This is a genomic window from Micromonospora sp. WMMD956 (assembly GCF_029626125.1).
Taxonomy (GTDB): Bacteria; Actinomycetota; Actinomycetes; order Mycobacteriales; family Micromonosporaceae; genus Micromonospora; species Micromonospora carbonacea.
On record NZ_JARUBI010000005.1, the window covers coordinates 1634768 to 1656375 of the forward strand.

18 protein-coding genes and 1 pseudogene are annotated in these 21608 nt (G+C 74.3%); 9 read left to right on the forward strand and 10 right to left on the reverse strand.

Annotated features, from left to right (window positions below):
* The first annotated feature begins 91 nt into the window (after positions 1-91).
* Entirely contained in the window at positions 92-2710 is a 2619-nt protein-coding gene (gene valS / locus O7628_RS07540) for a valine--tRNA ligase (RefSeq protein ID WP_278129342.1), read from the forward strand.
* A gap of 106 nt (positions 2711-2816) precedes the next feature.
* On the opposite strand, the gene O7628_RS07545 is transcribed toward valS, so the two are convergent.
* From O7628_RS07545 to O7628_RS07560, 4 genes are all read right to left on the reverse strand, one after another.
* The gene (locus tag O7628_RS07545; RefSeq protein WP_278129343.1) at positions 2817-3464 is read right to left on the reverse strand and encodes a hypothetical protein; all 648 of its coding nucleotides are present in this window, start codon (positions 3462-3464) and stop codon (positions 2817-2819) included.
* Between the two features lie 182 nt (positions 3465-3646).
* The gene (locus tag O7628_RS07550) at positions 3647-5416 is read right to left on the reverse strand and encodes a CotH kinase family protein (RefSeq protein WP_278129344.1); all 1770 of its coding nucleotides are present in this window, start codon (positions 5414-5416) and stop codon (positions 3647-3649) included.
* Positions 5416-6093: a DUF4956 domain-containing protein gene (locus O7628_RS07555; RefSeq protein ID WP_091277146.1), complete on the reverse strand. Its 678-nt coding sequence runs from the start codon at positions 6091-6093 to the stop codon at positions 5416-5418. Before O7628_RS07555 ends, O7628_RS07550 begins: the two co-directional genes overlap by 1 nt.
* Before the next feature lie 13 nt (positions 6094-6106).
* Entirely contained in the window at positions 6107-7051 is a 945-nt protein-coding gene (locus O7628_RS07560) for a polyphosphate polymerase domain-containing protein (RefSeq protein WP_278129345.1), read from the reverse strand.
* A 250-nt stretch (positions 7052-7301) separates the two neighbouring features.
* Between O7628_RS07560 and O7628_RS07565 the strand changes: the two genes are divergently transcribed.
* From O7628_RS07565 to galT, 4 genes are all read left to right on the forward strand, one after another.
* On the forward strand, positions 7302-7898 hold the full coding sequence (locus tag O7628_RS07565) for a DM13 domain-containing protein (protein WP_278129346.1): 597 nt from the start codon (positions 7302-7304) through the stop codon (positions 7896-7898).
* Positions 7899-7996: 98 nt separating this feature from the next.
* Positions 7997-9526, forward strand: a complete 1530-nt coding sequence (gene cysC, locus O7628_RS07570; RefSeq protein ID WP_074472605.1) for an adenylyl-sulfate kinase — start codon at positions 7997-7999, stop codon at positions 9524-9526.
* 205 nt (positions 9527-9731) lie between these two features.
* Positions 9732-10604, forward strand: coding sequence for a DeoR/GlpR family DNA-binding transcription regulator (locus tag O7628_RS07575; RefSeq protein ID WP_246384143.1), 873 nt, complete (start codon positions 9732-9734; stop codon positions 10602-10604).
* Positions 10601-11686 carry a galactose-1-phosphate uridylyltransferase gene (gene galT / locus O7628_RS07580; protein WP_278129347.1) on the forward strand — a complete coding sequence of 362 codons (1086 nt, stop codon included), beginning with the start codon at positions 10601-10603 and terminating at the stop codon, positions 11684-11686. The genes O7628_RS07575 and galT overlap by 4 nt, the downstream gene beginning before the upstream one ends.
* A gap of 369 nt (positions 11687-12055) precedes the next feature.
* Here galT and O7628_RS07585 read toward each other — a convergent pair whose 3' ends face one another.
* Positions 12056-13273 carry an NADP-dependent isocitrate dehydrogenase gene (locus O7628_RS07585; RefSeq protein WP_043965715.1) on the reverse strand — a complete coding sequence of 406 codons (1218 nt, stop codon included), beginning with the start codon at positions 13271-13273 and terminating at the stop codon, positions 12056-12058.
* A gap of 136 nt (positions 13274-13409) precedes the next feature.
* Here O7628_RS07585 and O7628_RS07590 point away from each other — a divergent pair, with 136 nt between their 5' ends.
* The gene (locus O7628_RS07590; RefSeq protein ID WP_278129348.1) at positions 13410-14207 is read left to right on the forward strand and encodes an MBL fold metallo-hydrolase; all 798 of its coding nucleotides are present in this window, start codon (positions 13410-13412) and stop codon (positions 14205-14207) included.
* A 113-nt stretch (positions 14208-14320) separates the two neighbouring features.
* On the opposite strand, the gene mdh is transcribed toward O7628_RS07590, so the two are convergent.
* The 4 genes and pseudogenes from mdh to purN all read right to left on the reverse strand — a co-directional run.
* Entirely contained in the window at positions 14321-15271 is a 951-nt protein-coding gene (mdh, locus tag O7628_RS07595) for a malate dehydrogenase (RefSeq protein WP_074472602.1), read from the reverse strand.
* 191 nt (positions 15272-15462) lie between these two features.
* A complete protein-coding gene (locus O7628_RS07600) occupies positions 15463-16323 on the reverse strand; it encodes a bifunctional methylenetetrahydrofolate dehydrogenase/methenyltetrahydrofolate cyclohydrolase (RefSeq protein ID WP_043965711.1) in 861 nt (286 codons plus the stop codon).
* Between the two features lie 122 nt (positions 16324-16445).
* Positions 16446-18017 (reverse strand): bifunctional phosphoribosylaminoimidazolecarboxamide formyltransferase/IMP cyclohydrolase, encoded by a 1572-nt coding sequence (purH, locus tag O7628_RS07605; protein WP_278136251.1) that lies wholly within the window; start codon positions 18015-18017, stop codon positions 16446-16448.
* Between the two features lie 3 nt (positions 18018-18020).
* Positions 18021-18635: pseudogene (purN, locus tag O7628_RS07610) on the reverse strand (phosphoribosylglycinamide formyltransferase); the annotation flags it as partial.
* A gap of 305 nt (positions 18636-18940) precedes the next feature.
* Here purN and O7628_RS07615 point away from each other — a divergent pair.
* Positions 18941-19195, forward strand: coding sequence for a CD225/dispanin family protein (locus O7628_RS07615; RefSeq protein ID WP_228986539.1), 255 nt, complete (start codon positions 18941-18943; stop codon positions 19193-19195).
* Positions 19196-19223: 28 nt separating this feature from the next.
* Positions 19224-19754 (forward strand): DUF4190 domain-containing protein, encoded by a 531-nt coding sequence (locus O7628_RS07620; protein ID WP_278129349.1) that lies wholly within the window; start codon positions 19224-19226, stop codon positions 19752-19754.
* Positions 19755-19880: 126 nt separating this feature from the next.
* On the opposite strand, the gene O7628_RS07625 is transcribed toward O7628_RS07620, so the two are convergent.
* On the reverse strand, positions 19881-21161 hold the full coding sequence (locus O7628_RS07625; RefSeq protein WP_278129350.1) for a DUF6350 family protein: 1281 nt from the start codon (positions 21159-21161) through the stop codon (positions 19881-19883).
* A gap of 159 nt (positions 21162-21320) precedes the next feature.
* Between O7628_RS07625 and O7628_RS07630 the strand changes: the two genes are divergently transcribed.
* The gene (locus O7628_RS07630) at positions 21321-21584 is read left to right on the forward strand and encodes a DUF4190 domain-containing protein (protein WP_278129351.1); all 264 of its coding nucleotides are present in this window, start codon (positions 21321-21323) and stop codon (positions 21582-21584) included.
* Positions 21585-21608: the final 24 nt, after the last annotated feature.

Genomic DNA, 21608 nt, shown 5'->3' on the forward strand with positions numbered 1-21608 from the left:
GACCGGACACGCCCGGCGATCTGGGTTGACCGGGCGCCCGGCGAGCCGATATGCCGTGGCCGGCGCGGTCGGCGGTGCCTACCATCGGCGGATGACTGAACCGGGCAGGTCGGCCCGCGCCGGTGTCCCCGAGCGTCCCACGCTCGACGGGATCGAGGACACCTGGGCGCGCCGCTGGCAGGACGACGGCACGTACGCGTTCGACCGCACCAAGGCGCGGGCCGACGTGTACTCCATCGACACCCCGCCGCCGACCGTATCGGGCGAGCTGCACATGGGCCACGTCTTCTCCTACACGCACACCGACACGGTGGCCCGGTTCCAGCGGATGCGCGGCCGGACGGTCTTCTACCCGATGGGCTGGGACGACAACGGCCTGCCCACCGAGCGGCGGGTGCAGAACGTCTACGGGGTGCGCTGCGAGCCGACGTTGCCGTACGACCCGCACTGGCGGCCGCCGGACGCGCCCGTGGACGACGCCGCCCGGAAGAACCCGACCCCGGTCTCCCGGCGCAACTTCGTGGAGCTGTGCGAGACGCTGACCGCCGTCGACGAGGAGGCGTTCGAGGCGTTGTGGCGGCGGCTCGGGCTGAGCGTGGACTGGTCGCTGACGTACACGACGATCGGCCGGGCGGCCCGGGTCGCCTCGCAGCGGGCGTTCCTGCGCAACCTGGCCCGGGGCGAGGCGTACCAGGCGGAGGCCCCGACGCTGTGGGACATCGGGTTCGCCACCGCCGTGGCGCAGGCCGAGCTGGAGGACCGGGAGCGGCCGGGGGCGTACCACCGGCTGCGGTTCGCCGGGCCGGACGGGCGGGAGGTGCTGATCGACACCACCCGGCCGGAGCTGCTGCCGGCGTGCGTGGCGCTGGTCTGCCACCCCGACGACGAGCGCTACGCCGGGCTGGTGGGCGCGGTCGTGCGTACCCCCGTGTTCGGGGTGGCGGTGCCGGTGCGCGCGCACCCGCTGGCGGACCCGGCCAAGGGCACGGGCGTCGCGATGGTGTGCACGTTCGGCGACCTGACCGACGTGACCTGGTGGCGGGAGCTTCAGCTCGACACGCGGGTGGTGGTCGGCCGCGACGGCCGGCTGCTGCCGGAGCCGCCGGCCGGGGTGCCGGCGGGGCCGTACGCGGCGCTGGCCGGGCAGACCGTGGCCGGCGCCCGGCGGGCCGTGGTGGGGCTGCTCGCCGACGCGGGCGACCTGGTGGGCGAGCCGCGCCCGGTGGTGCACCCGGTGAAGTTCTACGAGAAGGGCGACCGGCCGCTGGAGATCGTCTCGACCCGGCAGTGGTATCTGCGCAACGGGGGCCGCGACGCCGGCCTGCGCGCGGAACTGCTGGCCCGGGGCGGGGAGCTGCACTGGGTGCCGGGGCACATGCGCAGCCGCTACGAGCACTGGGTGGGCGGGCTGACCGGTGACTGGCTGGTCAGCCGGCAGCGCTTCTTCGGGGTGCCGGTGCCGGTGTGGTACCGGCTCGACGACACTGGCGAGCCGGACTTCACCCACCCTCTCACACCGGACGAGTCGGCGCTGCCGGTCGACCCGTCCGGCGAGCCGCCGCCCGGCTACGACGAGTCGCTTCGCGGGCTGCCGGGCGGCTTCGTCGGCGACCCGGACGTGCTGGACACCTGGGCCACGTCGTCGCTGACCCCGCAGATCGTGGGCGGCTGGGAGACCGACCCGGACCTGTTCGGGCGGGTCTTCCCGATGGACCTGCGCCCACAGGGGCAGGAGATCATCCGCACCTGGCTGTTCGCCACGGTGGCCCGCGCCCACGCCGAGCACGGGGTGCTGCCCTGGCGGGACGCGGTGCTGTCCGGCTGGATCCTCGACCCGGACCGCAAGAAGATGGCCAAGTCCAAGGGGAACGTGGTCACCCCGATGGCGCTGCTGGAGCAGTACGGCTCCGACGCGGTCCGCTACTGGGCCGCCAGCGGACGGCCGGGGATGGACCTGGCGTTCGACCCGGCGCAGATCCGGGTGGGCCGGCGGCTGGCCACCAAGCTGCTCAACGCGTCGCGGTTCGCCCTCGGGCTGGGCGCGGCGGACGCCCTGCGCGCCCCGTACGACAGCTCCAGCTCGGCGCGTCCGACTCCGCGCCGCGACCTGGGGCTGTCGGCGACACAGCCGCTGGACACCGCGCTGCTCGCCGAGCTGTCCGGCGTGGTCGCCGCCGCCACGGCGGCCTTCGACGCGTACGACCACACGGCCGCGTTGCAGGCGACCGAGTCGTTCTTCTGGCGGTTCTGCGACGACTACATCGAGCTGGTGAAGGAGCGCGCCTACGGCACCGGGCCGGGGGCCGACTCGGCGCGGGCGGCGCTGACCACCGCCCTGTCGGTGCAGCTACGGCTGTTCGCCCCGGTGCTGCCGTTCGTCACCGAGGAGGTGTGGTCCTGGTGGCGCTACGGTTCGGTGCACCGCGCGCCGTGGCCCACCACCTACGAGGTGGACCGGGCGATCGGCGGCGCGGCCGACGCGGGGCTGCTGCGGCTGGCGTCCGACGCGCTGGGCCAGGTGCGCCGCGCCAAGACGGAGCGGAAGCTGTCGATGAAGGCGGAGGTGCCGCTGGCCGAGGCGCTCGGCCCGGCCGACCTGCTCGACCGGCTGACGCTGGTGGTCGACGACGTGCGGGTGGCGGGGCGGATCGGCCGGCTCGACCTGCTGCCGGGCCGCACCCCGGAACTGGTGATCGCCTGCGCCGTGTAGCAAGGAGGGGCCCCTTGTTAACGCATTCTGCATAGCAGGGGCCCCCTCTTAACACCGGCGGCGGGGCACCGGCGGCGGGGCTGCGGGGCGACGGGCGGCGGGCGGGTCACCAGCCGCGCAGCATGCGCACGCCGAGCAGGGCGGCGACCACCGCCGGCCCGAGCAGCAGGGTGACCGCCTGGAGCCGGTACGGCATCCGGTGCCGGGCCACCTCGACGGCGTTCGCGCCGACGAGCAGGCCGGCGGCCAGCACGAAGCCGCCCCACCAGTGCGTCTGCCCCGGGTCGACCAGGCGGTGCCGGATCAGCAGCAGGGCCACGCCGACCCCCGCGCCGGCCAGGGCGAGCAGGGCGACCGTGCGGTGCAGCCCGCGCGCCAGCGGGTCGGCGGGCCGCCACAGGTAGGTGCCGACGCCCGCGAGGCAGGGCAGCATGACCAGGACGGGCCAGCCCCCGCCCATCGTGCCGGTCATCAGCAGCGCGCCGACCGTGAAGACCAGCAGCCCGACGCAGCCGACGACGTATCCGGCGAAGGCCCGGCCACCGCCGCGCGTCAGCAGCGCCCCGCCGGCCGCGCCGATCAGCGCGCCGGGGATCAGCACGAAGCCCGCCCACCAGTGGAACCGGTCGATCATCTGGGCGACCGAGGTGGTCGCCGCCACGGCCACGCCGGCGGCCGCCAGGCTGGTCGCCCAGTGCCGGGCGTGCTTCGGGTACGTCCGCCGGGGCGCCGCCCGGCCCGTGTCGGCCACCATGCCCCCAGCCTGCCGGGCGGCGCGGGCGGGGACCATCCGGCAGGCCCTACCTTGTCCGTTCCGGCAGCCGGGTGGGGAGCCGGCGCGACGGGCCCGGCGTCCCGGCTCCCCCGCTTCCCGGCTCCCCTGCTTCCCGGCTGCCCCGGCTGCCCGGCTGGCCCCGGCTGCCCGGCTCCCCGGGCTCAGCTCCGGGTGATCACCTCGTTGCTCTTGAGGCTCTCGGTGCGCTGCTGGACGAGGGTGCGCAGCCGCTCGGCGTCGGAGTCCACCGCCGTCGCGTCGACCCCGTCGACGGTCTTCAGCACCCCGATGATCGCGTCGAGCGCCCCGGTCGCCCGGCCGCTGGCGTAGACCTGCTGGTACAGCTCGCGGTACGCGCCCTCGTAGACCTCCTGGAACGCGTCGCTGGCCAGGAACCGCTCCTTGAGCTTGTGGCCGGTCATCATGCCGCCCGCGCGGCCCGGCCCGGCGGCGTCGCCCTCCTGCGCCGCGGCCCCGCCGCCCGGCGGCTGCATGCCCTCGGGGAGCTGCATCCCCTCGGGCAGCTCCATCCCCCCGGGGAGCTGCATGCCCTCGGGCAGCTCCATCCCCTCGGGGGGCTGCGTCCCGCCCGGGGCCTGCCCGCCGCCCCGCATGCCGAAGCCGCCGCTGTCGTGCGGCCCCTGGGAGGCGTTGCCGCTGAAGGTCAGGTTGTGGTCCCAGCTGATCACGCTGAACCTCTTCGTCTCCAGGTCGTACCAGAGGTAGTAGTTCTTCCCGGGCCCGGACATGTCGTCGAAGTTGAGCAGCAGGTTCTGCAACGCGACGTAGCGGGCGAACGAGTCCACGTCGACCCGGTCGGCGAGCTGCGCGTCGAACTCCTCGTCGCTGGCCGAGTTCACCCACTTGATCAGGTTGATCACGGGCTGGAGGTCCTGGCTGCCCTTCATCGTGATCTGCTTGAAGTCGTCGGCGTAGTCGGTCTGGTCGTCGCCCTGGTCGGTGAAGCTGCTGCTGGCCAGCGACTTGTAGAGCACGCCGGTGCCGCCCATCTGGTCGGCGAAGTTCTCGTCCGGGTGCTCGACCAGCAGCCGCGCCGTGGTGGGCCGGTCGTTGACCGTGAACGACGAGTACGCGTACCGCTGGGCGACCTCGCCGGTGCTGTCGAGCAGGGACAGCGCCAGCGCCTCGTTGAGCACCGTGGAGCCGCCGCCCATGCCGGCGACGCGGACGGCCACCTCGCGGTGCCCCTGGTAGCGGCGGCCGTCGACGAACTCGTCGAAGCTGATCAGCCAGGGCAGCTTCTCGGGCTCCTCGGCCTTCAGGGCGGTGCGGGTCATCCCGCCGCCGGGGAACCCGCCGCCGGCCTGCCGCTGGCCCGTCTGCCCGCCGGTCTGGCCGTCCTGCTGGCCCGTTTGTTGGCCGTCCTGCTGACCGGTCTGGTTCGGCTGGCCGCCCTGCTGGCCGCCCGCCCGCTGGCCGGCTCCGGCGGGGCGCTCGCCGCCGCCGGGCATCCCGCCCTCCGGGCCGGCGCCGGTGCCGCGCGGCCGGGACTCGCCCTTCCAGGTCAGGCCCTGCAGGGTCGAGTTGCCCTTGAGCCGGATGCCCACGCTGGGGATGCTGACGCCGTCGACGGTCAGGTCCGCCTCGACGTACCCCTTCTCCCCCTCCTTCCAGTAGGTCTCCAGCATCTGCTGGTAGTCGGTGTCCCGGAAGGTCAGCGAGACCGAGTGCGCGACGGTGGCGTCGAACAGGTCGGTCGTGCCGGCGATGTCCACCGTCACCGAGTCCGCCGCGACGTCGCCGGCGCTGGTCACGTACGGGCGGATCCGCTCGGTGCCGAGCACCAGGGTGAGGACGGCGAGGAACGCCGCGCAGGTGGTGAGCAGCTTCCAGTTCTGCCGGACCCGGGCGGGCAGCCGGCGGCGCAGCGCCCGGGGCAGCGGGGACCGGGCGCGGGGCGGCTCGGCCATCACAGGTCCGTCTGGTCGTAGCCGGTGAGCACGGTCACCCGCTGGCCGGAGGTCCGCTCGCTGAGCGCCGAGATCAGGTCGCCCGGCTCGGTGCCCTTCTTGAGCCGGACGGTGTACATCAGCTCGGTGAGCGCGCCGGCCCGGATCGACTCCAGGCTGACCAGCTCGAACTCGGTGGTGTAGCGGACCAGCACGTCCTGGATGTCGGCGGTGTGGTTGCCGCCGGCCGGCACCTGGACCTTGACCACCTGCCGCTGCACGTTCAACGCGAACCAGTTGAACCGGTACATCACCACGATGATCAGGCTGATCGCGACGGCCGCGACGACCGCCAGGGTGTAGAAGCGGGTGCCGCAGGCCATCCCGACGCCCATCACCAGGAAGATGAACCCGACGTCCCGGGTCTCCTTGATGGCGTTGCGGAACCGCACCACCGACAGCGCCCCGACCAGGGCGAAGGCCCGCGCGATGTTGGAGCCCACCACCAGCATGATCAGCGAGATCAGCATGCCGAGGATGATCAGCGTCTGGACGTACGACTGGCTGTAGGAGACGTTGCGGTGGGTGGCCCGGTAGACCCAGCCGATCATGGCGCTGAGCAGGAACGACAGCGACAGCGCGATGGCGATGTCGCCCACGCTGAACGTGCCGGACAGATCCTGGAACGTGATGTCCATCGGGGTTCGGGCCTCACTTCTCGAAGGTGGCCGCCGCCAGCACGGCGGCGGGGTCGTCGTCCTGGACATGGAAGAGCGAGCGCGGGGCGCGGCCGAACGCCTCGACGCTCTGGCAGTACTTGGAGACCCGCACCACCGACAGTTCGGCGCGGGCCGCGAGGTCGGTGAGCCAGTACGGCACCCGCTCGTTGGCCTTGACCTCGACGACCGCGAGCCGGGCCGGCACGATGAGCCGGTTCTCGGCGTCCGCGCCGAGGTGGAAGTCGCGGTCCCGGCCCCGGACCCGGTGGTCGAGGGTGACCCGCAGCCCGAGGTCGGCGTCCTGGCCGACGTACGCCTCGCGGTGGTAGCCCGTCATCGCCACCGGCCGCAGGTCGAGCCCGGAGACGAGTTCGAGGACCTCCTCGACGAACCCCCGCTGGGACGGGTCGTGCTCGACCAGTTCCCGCCCGTCGAGCAGCCGCCTCGCCACCCGGTACGGCAGGGCGATCCGCCGTTTCTGGGTGACCCGGTTGACCCGCTGCTTGATCTCGACGTAGACGGTGGTGTCGTCGTCGATCGTGGACCGGTCGCCGTAGTGGCGCACGCGCAGCTTGCGGCGGAACCTGAGCCCCTCGATCTTCTCCCAGTAGAACCGCAGGTCGGCGGTGTCGTAGTAGACGCTCCACACGCCGTACCCGCTGGTGCCGGCGAAGCTGTCCGGGGCCAGCCGGGCGGCCAGCTCCCGCCGCAGCCCCGGCACCTTCGCGGCGTCCACGAGGTACTTGATCTCGTACCGGTTGAAGGCGTGCAGCTTGCTCGGCGCGCGCAGCGCGTGCCCCGCCCGGTCCGCGCCGGCGGGGGGTGGGCCCGCGGCGGGGGCCGGATCGCCGTCGGGCGGGACGGCCGGGGCCGGTCCACCCCGGCCGTCGGCGGCCGGCTCCGGGGTTCGGGCTCGGCGGGGGAACCGTAGACGCATGGACGCACTTCCTCCGGTCTGTCGGCGCGGATCGCCCTCTGGCGGCGCGGATCGCCCTCTGGCGGCGCGGACCGCGGCCTGGCGGCGCGGATCGGTCGAAGGGCAGCCAACCGGTCGGGTATGCGAACGGCGTATGAACGACCTGTGGATGGGCTATGGACGGCAGGTGACGGGCGGCCGACGCGCCGGTAAGGGTTCCGTAACCGGCGCGACCGGTGCCGCCGGGCGCGGGCCGGACGAGACTGGACGCATGATCACCCGCCTGCTGCGCAAGCCGCTGGCCTGGGTCGCGGCCGCCGTGGTCGCCGCCGGGGCCGTCGTCGGCCTGGCCTGGTTCCAGCCCTGGAAGCTGGTCACCGACACCGAGGTCGACGAGACGCTGTCGGCCGTGGCGACCACCTCCGCCCCGGCGACGGCGGGTCCCGCCGGCCCACCCGCGACCGGCCCGGGTTCCGCCACCGGCCCGGCCGCCGCGACCGGACCGACCGGGCCGACGCTGGTGAGCCGGGGTGACTTCGTCACCCACGAGCACGACACGTCGGGCAGCGCCCGGATCGTCCGGACCGCCGACGGGCGGCACCGCCTGGAACTCGTCGGGCTGGACACCAGCAACGGGCCGGACCTCCGGGTCTGGCTCACCGACCAGCCGGTGCGTGAGGGGGTCGCCGGCTGGCGGGTCTTCGACGACGGTCGCTGGGTGGAGTTGGGCCGGCTGAAGGGAAACCGGGGCGACCAGGCGTACGACATCCCGGCGGGCACCGACCTGACGGCCCTGACCAGCGTCTCGATCTGGTGCAAGCGGTTCTCGGTCTCGTTCGGCGCGGCCCCGCTGCGGGCCGCCACCTGATCCCGTGGCGAGGATCAACCCCTAGTGATGGGAATGGCACTCTCGACCGATCGGCGACGGGCTGAGAAACTGTGAGCCGGCCGGAAAGTGGGGGTGCGATGAGCAACGGGTGGGTGCTGCCCGACGAGGTGCTTCGGGACGCGCCGGCGTACACGCCGCGGCCCGGGGAACTGGCCGATCTGGAGTTGCTGGTCTCCGGGGCGTACGCGCCCCTGACCGGCTTCATGACCCGGGCGGATCTGGCCTCGGTGAGTCGGCGGGGCCGGCTCGCGGACGGCGCGCCGTGGCAGGTGCCGGTGGCCCTCCAGATCCCGGCGTCGCTCGCCGGCGACCTGGATCCGGCCGATCCGGCCCGCCGGGTGCTGGTGCTCTCCGACGGCGAGGGCGCCCCGGTGGCCTCGCTGGAGGTCACCGACGTGTGGTCGGCCCGCGAGGGCGTCGCCGGGGTCGGCGGCACGGTGCGCCGGCTCGGCGACGGCGGCCACGGCCCGTTCCAGCGGCTGCGCCGCAGCCCGGAGGAGATCCGGGCGCTGCTGCCCCCGGGCCGGGTGCTGGGGGTGGTCGCCGACCGGCCGCTGCACCGGCCGCAGCTCGCGCAGATCGCCCACGCGGCGCGCACCCTGGGCGCACACCTGCTGGTGATGATCCCGGTCGCCGAGGGGACGATCAACGGGTTGCCCTCCGAGGCGCTGGTGCGGGCGGTCTTCGCCGCCCGGGACCGGATGCCCCCGGCGACGCTGGTCGCGGTGCCGCTGGCCCGCCGCCGGGACGAGATCAGCGACGCGCTGCTCCAGGCCCGGGTGGCCGCCGCGTACGGGGTGACCCACCTGCTCTCCACCGGTGAGATGCTCTCCGGCGCGGGGCTGCGGGTGCTGGTCCCGCGCGAGCTGGCCTACGACAACCGGGACGGGCAGTGGCGCTGGCGGGAGGACATCCCGCCGCGCAACCGGCGGCTGGCGCTCAGCCAGGCGGAGATCGACGACCTGCTCGACCGGGGCTTCCCGCTGCCGGAGTGGCACACCCCGCCGGCCGTGGCGAAGGAGCTGGTGCGGGCCCGGCCGCCCCGGCGGCACCGGGGGCTGGTGCTGTTCCTCACCGGCTTCTCCGGCTCCGGCAAGTCGACGATCGCCCGGGGCCTGGCGGACGTGCTGCGCGAGGGCGGCGACCGCACGGTGACCCTGCTCGACGGCGACGTGGTGCGCCGGGAGCTCTCCGCCGGGCTGACCTTCAGCAAGGCCGACCGGGACCTGAACGTCCGGCGGATCGGCTGGGTGGCGGCCGAGATCGCCCGGCACCGGGGGGTCGGCATCTGCTGCCCGATCGCCCCGTACGCGGCGGCGCGGACCACCGCGCGGGAGATGGCGCACGCGGCCGGGGCCGGTTTCGTGCTGGTGCACGTGGCGACCCCGATCGAGGTGTGCGAGCAGCGCGACCGCAAGGGCCTCTACGCGCGGGCCCGCGCCGGCCTGCTCACGGGCATGACCGGCATCGACGACCCGTACGAGGTGCCGACGGACGCCGACGTCGTGGTCGACACCACCGGCATGTCGATCGACGAGGCGGTGCAGGCGGTGATGCACCACCTGACCGAGACGGGCTGGGTCGAGCCACGCCTCCAGTCCACCTGACCGCCGCTCCGCCGCCGCGTCGCCACCGCCCGGTCCTCCTCCGTCCTTCGCCGGGGGGCCGGGCGGCGGTGTGTGCCGGGCGCGTGTCGGCGCCCACCGCCCCTACGGCTCCGCTTCCGCAACGGCCACCCGCCGCGCTAGTGTTCAGCTTTGTTGGAACGCGTGCGACCACGTGAGAAGTGGGCGCGGGAGTCGGAGGTGCGGAATGCTCGCGCGGCAACGGCAGGCGGCCATCCTGGACCGCGTCCGGGCCACCGGCGGCGTCCGGGTGACCGAGCTGGCCGCCGAGTTCGGCGTCTCCGACATGACGATCCGGCGCGACCTGGACACGCTGCACGAGCAGGGCGTGCTGGCCAAGGTGCACGGCGGCGCCACCACGACCGGCCCCGGCTCCACCGACGAGCCGGGCTTCCACGCGAAGTCGGTGCGCCAGCTGCCGGAGAAGGCGGCCATCGCCGCCCGCGCCGCCGAGCTGGTGCGCCCCGGCGCGGCGGTCGCCCTCTCCGCCGGCACCACCACCGCCGAGCTGGCCCGCCGGCTGGTCGACGTGCCGGGGCTGACCGTGGTGACCAACTCCCTGCCGGTCGCCGAGATCCTGCACGCGGGGGGCCGCACCGATCAGACCGTGGTGCTCACCGGCGGGGTGCGGACGCCGTCCGACGCGCTGGTCGGGCCGCTCGCGGTCGCGGCGATCCGGTCGCTGCACCTGGACCTGCTCTTCCTCGGGGTGCACGGGATCAGCGAGCGGGCCGGCTTCACCACCCCCAACCTGATGGAGGCCGAGACCGACCGGGCCCTGGTGGCCGCCGCCGACCGGCTGGTCGTGCTCGCGGACCACACCAAGTGGGGCACCGTCGGCATCTCCTCGATCGTCGAGCTCTCCGCCGCCGACGTGCTGGTCACCGACGACCGGCTCGACCCGCAGGCCCGGCAGGTGCTCGACGAGCGGGTCGGCGAGCTGGTCCTGGTCGCGGGGGCGGGGACGACGAGCAGACCGACGCCGGGTCGGACGCCGGCCCCGGCGGATCGCGGCCCCGGCCGCGTGGCCGCGGCGACGAGGGAGGGAACGGCGGAGTGAAGCGTACGACGATCGAGCTGGCCGACGGCCGGGAGCTGATCTACTTCGACGAGCGGGACGACGCGGTCCGCGACCAGCCGGACCGGCGCGAGCTTCCGCCGCCGCCGCCCGCGTCCCAGCTCCGCTACGACCCGCTCACCGACGAGTGGGTGGCGGTCGCCGTGCACCGGCAGAGCCGGATCTTCCTCCCGCCGGCCGACCAGTGCCCGCTCTGCCCGTCCCGGGGCGACCGGCTCAGCGAGATCCCGGCGCCGGACTACGACGTGGCCGTCTTCGAGAACCGGTTCCCGTCGCTGAGCCAGCGCACCGCCGACGAGCCGGCGGAGATCACCCCGTTCACCCCGGTCCGGCCCGGCCAGGGGCGGTGCGAGGTGGTCTGCTTCACCGACGACCACCACGCCTCGTTCGCCGGCCTCCCGCCGGGTCGGGTGCGCACGGTGCTCGACGTCCTCGCCGACCGGACGGCGGCCCTGGCCGAGCTGCCCGGGGTGGAGCAGATCTTCTGCTTCGAGAACCGGGGCGTGGAGATCGGGGTGACCCTGCACCACCCGCACGGCCAGATCTACGCGTACCCGTTCGTCACGCCGCGCACCCGGGCGATGCTCGGCGCGGCCCGCCGCCACGCCGAGCGCACCGGCGGCGGCAACCTCTACGCCGACGTGCTCGCCGCCGAGCGCGCCGCCGGCACGCGCGTGGTGGCGGCCAACGAGCACTGGACGGCGTACGTGCCGGCGGCGGCCCGGTGGCCGTTCGAGGTGCACCTGGCGCCGCACCGGCCGGTGCCTGACATCCCCGCGCTGACCGACGCCGAGCGCGACGCGTTCGGCCCGCTCTACCTGGACCTGCTGCGCCGCTTCGACGCCCTGTTCGACATGCCGATGCCGTACATCGCGGCCTGGCACCAGGCGCCGGTGCGGATCGACCGCGAGCTCGGGCACCTGCACCTCCAGCTGTTCAGCGTCCGGCGGGCGAAGGACAAGCTGAAGTTCCTGGCCGGCTCGGAGTCGGGCATGGGGGTGTTCATCAACGACATCGCCCCGGAGCGCGCCGCCGCCCTGCTGAAAGGAGGGGCCCCTCGTTAACGCTTTCTGTATGGCAGGGGCCCCCTGTTAACAGGTGGCGCAGGCGCGGGGCAGCGGCGCAGGCAGCGCGGGGCAGGCGCGGTGTATACGCGGCGCGAGCCAGGCGCGGGCGGCGCAACAGGGCGCGGGGGGCCCGGGACGGGCCCCCCGCAGGGAAGGGACGGCTGGCTGTGTGCGACAGCCGGGGAGGCTGGTTTCGTCGGCACTCGTGCCGCGCGGCGACCGCGGTCAACCCCCCTTGGACGCGACTGGCACCACGTCCATCCTGCACAACGAGCCACCTCACCCCGAGTGACGGCGGGACGGCCGCAGGCGCGCCGAAGCCCGCCGGCGGGCGGCCGGCGGGCTTCGGAAGGTGTGACGGTACGGTCAGGCGGCGAGCCGACGCGCCAGGTTCTCGTCCAGCGCGTTCATGAACTCGTCGGTGGTCAGCCACGGGGCGTCGCGCGAGATGAGCAGCGCGAGGTCCTTGGTCATCTGGCCGCCCTCGACGGTGTCGATGATGACCTGCTCCAGCGTGTTGGCGAACTCGGTGACGGCGGGGGTGCCGTCCAGCTTGCCCCGGTGGGCCAGGCCCCGGGTCCAGGCGTAGATCGAGGCGATCGGGTTGGTCGAGGTCTTCTCGCCCTTCTGGTACTGCCGGTAGTGCCGGGTCACCGTGCCGTGCGCGGCCTCCGCCTCGACGGTGCGGCCGTCCGGCGTCATCAGGACCGAGGTCATCAGGCCCAGCGAGCCGAAGCCCTGCGCCACGGTGTCCGACTGCACGTCGCCGTCGTAGTTCTTGCAGGCCCAGACGAAGCCGCCCTCCCACTTGAGCGCGGCGGCCACCATGTCGTCGATGAGCCGGTGCTCGTAGGTGATGCCGGCGGCCTCGAACTCGGCCTTGAACTCGTTCTCGAACACCTCGGCGAAGATGTCCTTGAACCGGCCGTCGTACGCCTTGAGGATGGTGTTCTTCGTCGACAGGTAGACCGGGTAGCCGCGGTCCAGGCCGTAGCGCATGGAGGCGCGGGCGAAGTCCCGGATCGAGTCGTCGAAGTTGTACATGCCCATGGTGACGCCGCCGCCGGGGAAGTTGGCGACCTCCATCTCGACCGGGGCGGAGCCGTCGGCCGGGGTGTAGGTGATGGTCACCGTGCCCGGGCCGGGGACGACGAAGTCGGTGGCCTTGTACTGGTCGCCGTGGGCGTGCCGGCCGATGATGATCGGCTTGGTCCAGCCGGGGACCAGGCGCGGCACGTTCGACATGATGATCGGCTCGCGGAAGACGACGCCGCCGAGGATGTTGCGGATGGTGCCGTTCGGCGACCGCCACATCTTCTTCAGGCCGAACTCCTCCACCCGCGCCTCGTCCGGGGTGATGGTGGCGCACTTGACGCCGACGCCGTGCTCCTTGATCGCGTTGGCGGCGTCGATGGTGACCTGGTCGTCGGTGGAGTCGCGGTACTGGATCGAGAGGTCGTAGTAGTGCAGGTCGACGTCGAGGTAGGGCAGGATCAGCTGCTCCCGGATCTGCTTCCAGATGATCCGGGTCATCTCGTCGCCGTCGAGCTCAACGACCGGGTTGTTTACCTTGATCTTCGCCATCGACCGGCGCTCCTCTCGGGGGACACGTGCTCAACAGTACGAGCGTACTGGAAACCGGCTCGCAGCCCCCAGCCGGCCCGCGCCGACCGGGGAAAACGGGATGCACGGCACAGCCGACGGCTGACACGATCGCCGGATGCCGCCGCGCCGCACCCTCGGGTCTATCACGGTCACCGCCCTGACCGACGGGGAGGGGCCGTTCTTCCAGCCGCGCGAGGAGGCGTTCCCGGGCGCCACCGCCGGGCAGTGGGCCGCCGCCGACCGGCGCGACCCGGCCACGGTCACCGACGACGGCCGCTGGTGGCTGCCGTTCCGCTGCTTCGCCCTACGCGCCGGAGACGGCCCCGTCACCCTGGTCGACGCCGGCATCGGCCCGGCCGACGCGCCCGCCGCGAGCTGGGCCCCGGTGCCCGGCCGACTGCCCGCCGAGCTGGCCGCCGCCGGCATCGACCCGGCCGACGTCCGCACGGTCGTGCTGACCCACCTGCACACCGACCACGTCGGCTGGGCGGTCGTCGGCACCCCCTGGTTCCGCAACGCCGACTACCTCGTCCAGCGGGCCGAGCTGGCCGCCCTCGCCGCGGTCAACCCCGGGCTGGAGGCCGGCCTGGTCGCGCCGTTGCGCGCCGCCGGCCAGCTCCGGGTCCTCGACGGCGACACCCCGCTCACCCCGGGGGTACGCGTGCTGAGCACGCCCGGGCACACCCCCGGCCACCAGTCGGTGCTGGTGGACTCCGGCGACGAGCGGCTGCTGGTCACCGGCGACCTGCTGGTGCACACCGTCCAGCTCGTCGACCCCGACCTGGCGTACGCCCACGAGGAGCAGCCGGAGACGGCGCGCGCCTCGCGGGCGACGCTGCTGCGCGACCTGGCCGCGCGGGGCCCGGCGGCCCTGGCCACCCCGCACCTGGGCGAGCCGTTCGTGGCACTCTGAGCGCCGACGGGACTTCACGCACCCGGCGCGCCGGTCCCGGCCGCTCGGACGGGGGCGGCGGAAACGGCGAAGGGGCGGGTCCGGCGTCGGCCGGCCCGCCCCTTCCGCGTGGCTCACATGCTGGCGACGTCGGCCTGCTTCGCGCGGACGGCCTCGGCGGCCTCCTTGAGGCTGGCCAGCTCGTCGGCGTCGAGGTCGGTCTCGACGACCCGCTTGATCCCCTCGGCGCCGATCTGGGCCTCGACGCCCAGGTAGACGCCGGAGATGCCATATTCTCCGTCGACCCAGGCGCAGACCGGCATGACCTCGCCGGAGTCCTCCGCGACGGCCTTGGCCATCCGGGCGGCGGCGGCCGACGGGGCGTAGTAGGCCGAGCCGGTCTTCAGCAGCGCGACCACCTCGGCGCCGCCGTTGCGGGTCTTGACGACCAGCTCCTCGATCTGCTCGGCCGGCATGGCCTCGCGCAGCGGCTTGCCGTCGACGGTGCTCTGCGACGGCACCGGGACCATGGTGTCGCCGTGCGAGCCCAGGGTCAGCGTCTTCACCGAGCGCACCGGCACGCCGAGCGCCTCGGCGACGAAGTTGGTGAACCGGGCGGTGTCGAGCATGCCGGCCTGGCCGAGCACCCGGTTCTTGGGGAACTGGGTGGCGAGCTGGGCCAGCGCGGTCATCTCGTCGAGCGGGTTCGACACGACGATGACGACGGCGTTCGGGGCGTACTTGGCGACGTTCTCGGAGACCTGACGGACGATCTTGGCGTTCGTCTCCAGCAGGTCCATCCGGCTCATGCCCGGCTTGCGCGGGAGGCCGGCGGTGATCACCACGACGTCCGAGCCCTCGATGGCCTCGTAGCCCTCGCCGTTTCCGCCGGTGGTGACGCCGACGACCTTGGTCTCGAAGCCCTCGATGGCCCGCGACTGGTTGAGGTCCAGGGCCAGGCCGGCGGGCTTGCCCTCCACGATGTCGGTGATCACGACGGTGTCGAAGACGTCGTACTCGGCCAGGCGCTGCGCGGTGGTGGAGCCGTAGAAGCCGGCCCCGACGACAGTGACCTTCTTACCCATGGTCGTCCCACTCCCTGTTACCAGTCGTTTTCCGGACCGTATCAGTCATCCTGGCAGCCCACCGGCCAGGGGCGGCGGCCATCGGCGGGATGGGGCGAACGTCACCGTCGCCGGGTTCGCCGCGGAGTCGGGCGGGTCGGGCCCCGGCCGGGCAGGGCGGCGCGCCCCGGCGACGCCGGACCGGCCGGGGCTCAGCCGCGCTCGGCCCGCTCGACGACGTTGGTCAGCAGCATGGCGCGCGTCATCGGGCCGACGCCGCCGGGCATCGGGACCACCTTGCCGGCCACCTCGGCGACCTCGGGGTCGACGTCACCCGTGTAGCGGCCCTTGCCGTCCGCCCCGATCACCCGGGTGATGCCGACGTCGACCACCGTCGCGCCGGGGGTGACCATGTCGGCGGTGAGCAGGCCCGGCACCCCGGCCGCGACGATCACGATCTCGGCCGCGCGGGTGTGCCCGGCGAGGTCGAGCGTGCCGGTGTGGCAGAGGGTGACCGTGGCGTTCTCGCTGCGCCGGGTCAACAGCAGGCCCAGCGGACGGCCGACGGTGTTGCCCCGGCCCACGACGGCGACGTTCGCGCCGCGCAGCGGCACGTCGTGCCGGCGGAGCAGCTCGACGATGCCGCGCGGGGTGCAGGGCAGCGGGCCGTCGTAGCCGAGGACCAGCCGGCCGAGATTGACCGGGTGCAGGCCGTCGGCGTCCTTGTCGGGGTCGATCATCTCCAGCGCCCGCTGGGTGTCGAGGTGACCGGGCAGCGGAAGCTGCACGATGTAGCCGTGGCAGGCCGGGTCGGCGTTCAGCTCGGCGAGGACGTCGTCGACCTGCTGCTGGGTGGCGTCGGCGGGCAGCTCGCGGCGGATCGAGGCGATCCCCACCTCGGCGCAGTCACGGTGCTTGCCGTTGACGTACGCCTGGGAGCCCGGGTCCGCCCCGACCAGGACCGTGCCCAGCCCGGGGACGACGCCCCGCTCCGCCAGTGCCTTCACCCGCGCCCGCAGCTCGTCCTTGATCTCCGCCGCGGTCGCCTTGCCGTCCAGGATCGTCGCCGTCACGCCCAGATCGTCTCACGTCCGCCCGCCCCGCTGCCTGCGGACCCGGGGCGGGGTCCGGGGGGCGGCGGAGCGGGCGGGCGGAGGGACCAGCGGCGGCGGCGCAGCCGCGCGGGTCGGTGGGGTCAGTGGAAGAAGTGGCGGGTGCCGGTGAGGTAGAGCGTGACGCCGGCCTCCTTGCAGGCGGTGGCGACCTCCTCGTCGCGGATCGAGCCGCCCGGCTGGACGATCGCCTTCACCCCGGCCCCGATGAGGACCTTCGGGCCGTCGGCGAACGGGAAGAACGCGTCCGAGGCGCAGACCGAGCCGGCGGCCCGCTCCGCGCCGGCCCGGGTGACCGCGAGCTGCGCAGAGTCGACCCGGTTGACCTGGCCCATGCCGACGCCGACGGTCGCGCCGTCCTTCGCCAGCAGGATCGCGTTGCTCTTCACCGCGCGCACCGCCCGCCAGGCGAACGCCAGGTCACGCAGGGTGGCCTCGTCGGCCGCCTCGCCGGTGGCGAGCCGCCAGTTGGCCGGGTCGTCGCCCTCGGCGTCCACGGCGTCGCGGGTCTGCACCAGCATGCCGCCCGTGACCTGCCGCCACTCCGCCGGCAGCGGGGCGTACGCCGGGGCGCGCAGCAGCCGCAGGTTCTTCTTCGCCCGCAGCAGCTCCAGCGCGTCCTCGTCGAAGCCCGGCGCCACCAGCACCTCGGTGAACACGTCGGCGACCTGCCGGGCCAGCTCGGCGGTGACCTGGCGGTTCACGGCGATCACGCCGCCGTACGCCGACACCGGGTCGCAGGCGTGCGCCTTGCGGTGCGCCTCGGCGACGTCGGCGCCGACCGCGATCCCGCACGGGTTGGCGTGCTTGATGATCGCCACGGCCGGCCGGTCGGCGAAGTCGTTCGCCGCCCGCCAGGCGGCGTCCGCGTCGACGTAGTTGTTGTAGGACATCTCCTTGCCGTGCAGCTGCTCCGCCTGCGCCAGGCCGGCGGGGCTGGCCGGGTCGGTGTAGAGGGCGGCGGCCTGGTGCGGGTTCTCGCCGTAGCGCAGCACCGCCGAGCGGCGCAGCGACACCCCGGCGGACTCCGGCCAGCCGGCGGCGTCGGGGGCGAGCGTGCTCGCGCACCACTGCGCCACGGCCACGTCGTACTCGGCGATGGCGGCGAACGCGCGGGCCGCCAGCACCCGGCGCTGGGCCAGGGTGAACCCGCCCGTGCCGAGGGCGGCCACCAGCTCCGGGTACGCGGCCGGGTCGGTGACCACCGCGACGGACGCGTGGTTCTTGGCGGCGGCGCGCACCATCGCCGGCCCGCCGATGTCGATCTGCTCCACGCACTCCTCGACGCCGGCGCCGGAGGCCACCGTGTCCTGGAACGGGTAGAGGTTCGACACCAGCAGGTCGACGCCGGCGATGCCGTGCTCGTCGAGCTGGGCCGCGTGCGCGGGCTTGCGCAGGTCGGCCAGGAGCCCGCCGTGGATCGCCGGGTGCAGGGTCTTGACCCGGCCGTCGAGGATCTCGGGGAAGCCGGTCACCGACTCCACCGGGGTCACCGGCACCCCGGCGGCGGCGACGGTCGACGCGGTGCTGCCGGTCGAGACGATCTCCACGCCGGCCGCGTGCAGGGCCTGGGCCAGCTCGACCAGGCCGCTCTTGTCGTAGACGCTGACCAGCGCCCGTCGGATGGGGCGGCGCTCGCCCTGACTGGAACTCACTCCGACCGTGACCTTTCTTCCGGTGATCGTCCAACCTTCGCGGACCAGCCGACCGACCTGCTCCACGAGCTGACGCCGCTCGGCGGACTTGATGCGCTCGGTGAGCGCCTCCTCGTCGTCGTCGTCGCACACGGGCACGGCGACCTGGGCCACGATCGGCCCGGTGTCCATGCCGGCGTCGACGAAGAAGAGGGTGGCCCCGGTGATCTTCACCCCGTAGGCGAGGGCGTCCCGGGGGCCGTGGATGCCGGGGAACGCCGGCAGCAGCGTGTTGTGGGTGTTGAGGTAGCGGTCGCCGAAGGCGGCGAGGAACTCCGGGCCGACCAGCTTGAGGAAGCCGGCGGAGACCACCAGGTCGGGGCGGTGCGCGGCGACCTGCCTGGTCAGCGCGGCGTCCCAGTCCGCCCGGGTCGGATGGTCGGCGACCCGCTCGACGAAGGTCGGCACCCCGGCGGCGGCGGCCCGGTCCAGGCCCGCGATCCCGGCGCGGTCCGCACCCACGGCGACGACCCGGGCGCCGTACGCGGGGTCGACGGCGGCGTCGAGCAGCGCCTGGAGGTTGCTCCCGGAGCCGGAGACGAGGACGACTATGCGGGCGACGGACGCGGGCTCGGTCACGCGGCCACCCTATCGGGCAGGTCGGGCCCGCTCCCGGGCGGGCGTCCAGGTCGGGGCCGCACAGCGGCGCGCGGGCAGACGGCCCGGGGCCGCACAGCGACGCGTGGGGCATCCAGGTCCGGGCCGGAATTCGGTGCCCCTTCCTGTCGCCCGGACCCTGTACGCTGCCGGTCGCTCGGTGCCCGGCGCACGCCGGGTCCCGCACCTGTCAGTGACGCGACACGCGCGGTGTGTCGACGGAATGAGGAGCACCCAGGATGCAGCCCGGTTACCAGTCCCCCCAACCGCAACAGATCAATAACAACATGACGATGTCCATCGTGGCCATCTTCCTGTTCTGGCCGCTGGCCATCCCCGCCATCATCAACGCGTCGAAGGTCAACCCGCTGATCCAGCAGGGTGACTACGCCGGGGCCCAGGCGGCGGCGGCCGAGTCGAAGAAGTGGTCCAAGTGGGCCCTGATCGTCGGCATCGTCTGGCTCGTGATCGTCCTCGTGTGCTGCGCGCTGGGCGGTCTTGCCGGGATCATGGGTGGGGCCAGCAGCACCAGCAGCTACTGATTCAGCCCGAAGCAAGGAGCACCGACGCATGCAGCCCGGTCAGGACCCGTACGGCCAGCAGCCCCACGACCCGAACCAGCCGCAGTACCACGACCCGTACGCCCCGCCGCCCGCGGCGCCGTACGGGCAGCAGCCGACATCGGGCCAGCCCTACGGGCAGGACCCATACGCCCAGCAGCCGTACGGGCAGCAGCCGACGTCGGGCCAGCCCTACGGGCAGGACCCGTACGCCCAGCAGCCGCCGCCCTACGGGGCCGCGCCGGGCTACCCGAACGCCGGCTACCCCCACCCGCAGGGGCAGAACAACACCCTCGGCCTGGTGTCGATGATCCTCGGCATCGCGTCGATCCCGCTGGTCTGCTGCCTCTACCTGGGCATCCCGGTCGGCATCGCCGCCGTGGTCACCGGCTACCTCGGCCGGCAGAAGGCGGCGCAGGGGCTGGCCAGCAACGACGGTCAGGCCAAGGCCGGCCTGATCTGCGGTGCGGTCGGCGCCGGGCTCGGCGTCCTGCTGTTCATCCTCGGGGTCGTGGGCAACGTGACCCTGCCCACCACCTGAGGCGGGCCCAGACCACCTGGTCGCGCACCGACGCGAGGGGCGCTCCGGAGATTCCCGGGGCGCCCCTCGCCGTGTCCCGCCCGCCGCGCTCAGGTGTGAGCGGGGCGCCCCTCTCTACCGGATGCGTTAGGAGGGGACCCTTCCTTTCACCCCCAGCGCGCGGGTGGCGGCGGCGCCGAGCAGGGCGCCGGCCGCGACCACGGCGGTGGCCGCCCCGGCCACCTGCCAGCCGACCGGGCCGATGTCGGCCAGCCGGCCGCCGCCGAGCGGGCCGCCGGAGACCGCCGCGAGCACGCCGAGCAGCAGCCCGGCCACCGGTCCGGCCAGCGCCGCCGGGACGAGCAGTGCCGGCCAGGCCAGCTCGGCGCGGTCCTCGGCGGCGATCCGCAGCAGCCGGCGGGCGAGCAGCCACCCGGCGGCCATGCCGGCCAGCACGGGCACGGCGAGCAGGCCCGCGCCGTAGCCGTCGACGGGCCCGCTGGGCAGCCCCGCCAGCAGCGGCACCGCCGGGAGCGCGCCGACGGAGACCTCGCTGGTGCGGACGGCGGTGTCGACTCCGACGGCGAACCCGGGGCCGAGCAGGTAGCTGGCCGACCAGATCGTCGCGTTCGGCGCGTAGGCGAGGCTGACCAGGGTGATCCCGGCCTGCCCGGCCACCCCGGTGCGGTAGGCGCCGATCATGTCGGCGGCGTCGCCGCCCCCGGTGGCCACGGCGAGCCCCGCTGCTCCGGCCCCCGCGCCGAGCAGCAGCAGCCCGGCGACGAGGCCGGTGCGCACCCCGTCCCGAAGCTGGGTGGGGGCCCGGGCGGCGAGCAGGCGGGCCACCGCGGTGGTCCGGAGCGCCCCGGCCAGCGCGGCGAGCGTGCCGACAAGGGCGAACGTCGCCCCGGCGCGGGCCGGGGCGGTGCCGGTCGGCACGGCGGCGAGCGCGCCGAGCAGCGCGTACCCGACGCCGACCGCGCCGGCGGCGGTGAGCGCCTGGCGCGGGGAGCGCCCGCCCCGCGCCCCGATGGCCCGGCTGGCGTGCACCCCGGCGCGGGTGAGCCGCCAGACGGCCAGCGCGGTCAGCGCGAGCGGGGTCAGGCCGAGCGGGCCGGCATCGGTGGCGAGCGGGACGCCGTGGCCGAGCAGCCAGCCGGCGAGCCCGGCGCGCAGCGCGCCGGTGACGGAGCCGGCGTCCTCGGTGAGCTGGGCGAGCCCGAGCACGAGGGCGACCGGGAGGTAGGACGTGAGCGCGGCCCAGGCGGCGGCGACCCCGGCGGCCACCACGAGGGGGGCCCGGCCGCGGGTGGGCTCCCCGGGCCGGGGCGCGGGCCCCCGGGGACCCGGGACGCGGCCGGCGGGCCGGGCGTCGGCGCCGACCCTGGCGGCCGGACGACGGGGCTGGTCAGGGGTGACGGAGGACATCGGCTCTACTCTGGCATGTCGCGCCGTCGTGGGCAGTCCGATACCGCCCCCGACCGGCCGGAAGTTCGGTGATCCACCGACCTGGCACCCCCGATCCGGTCTAGCCTCGGCCCCAGGACGCGAATTCCTGTCGCGGCCGCGGACCGCTCGGAGGAAGCCGTGAACGCTCCGTATCCACCGCCCCCCGCGCAGGCCGGGGGCCGGGACCGCACCACGTTGTGGGGCGTGCTCGGCATCATCCTGGGCCTGCTCTGCTGCGGCATCCTGGGGATCATCTTCGGGTACCTGTCGATCCGGGACGCCAAACGGTACGGCCAGTCGCCGGTGTTGGGTTACCTCGCCATCGCCTTCGGCGTGATCAACATCATCGGCAGCGCGATCCTGCGGGCGAGCGGCAACTACCCGTTCTGGAACAACGACTGACCGCTGCGGCGGGCGGACGTGACG

Bases quoted from the DNA above. Each gene is read 5' to 3' on its own strand.
- valS (WP_278129342.1), top strand. From the start codon at position 92: ATGACTGAACCGGGCAGGTCGGCCCGCGCCGGTGTCCCCGAGCGTCCC.
- O7628_RS07545 (WP_278129343.1), bottom strand. From the start codon at position 3,464: ATGGTGGCCGACACGGGCCGGGCGGCGCCCCGGCGGACGTACCCGAAG.
- O7628_RS07550 (WP_278129344.1), bottom strand. From the start codon at position 5,416: ATGGCCGAGCCGCCCCGCGCCCGGTCCCCGCTGCCCCGGGCGCTGCGC.
- O7628_RS07555 (WP_091277146.1), bottom strand. From the start codon at position 6,093: ATGGACATCACGTTCCAGGATCTGTCCGGCACGTTCAGCGTGGGCGAC.
- O7628_RS07560 (WP_278129345.1), bottom strand. From the start codon at position 7,051: ATGCGTCTACGGTTCCCCCGCCGAGCCCGAACCCCGGAGCCGGCCGCC.
- O7628_RS07565 (WP_278129346.1), top strand. From the start codon at position 7,302: ATGATCACCCGCCTGCTGCGCAAGCCGCTGGCCTGGGTCGCGGCCGCC.
- cysC (WP_074472605.1), top strand. From the start codon at position 7,997: ATGAGCAACGGGTGGGTGCTGCCCGACGAGGTGCTTCGGGACGCGCCG.
- O7628_RS07575 (WP_246384143.1), top strand. From the start codon at position 9,732: ATGCTCGCGCGGCAACGGCAGGCGGCCATCCTGGACCGCGTCCGGGCC.
- O7628_RS07585 (WP_043965715.1), bottom strand. From the start codon at position 13,273: ATGGCGAAGATCAAGGTAAACAACCCGGTCGTTGAGCTCGACGGCGAC.
- O7628_RS07590 (WP_278129348.1), top strand. From the start codon at position 13,410: ATGCCGCCGCGCCGCACCCTCGGGTCTATCACGGTCACCGCCCTGACC.
- mdh (WP_074472602.1), bottom strand. From the start codon at position 15,271: ATGGGTAAGAAGGTCACTGTCGTCGGGGCCGGCTTCTACGGCTCCACC.
- O7628_RS07615 (WP_228986539.1), top strand. From the start codon at position 18,941: ATGACGATGTCCATCGTGGCCATCTTCCTGTTCTGGCCGCTGGCCATC.
- O7628_RS07620 (WP_278129349.1), top strand. From the start codon at position 19,224: ATGCAGCCCGGTCAGGACCCGTACGGCCAGCAGCCCCACGACCCGAAC.
- O7628_RS07625 (WP_278129350.1), bottom strand. From the start codon at position 21,161: ATGTCCTCCGTCACCCCTGACCAGCCCCGTCGTCCGGCCGCCAGGGTC.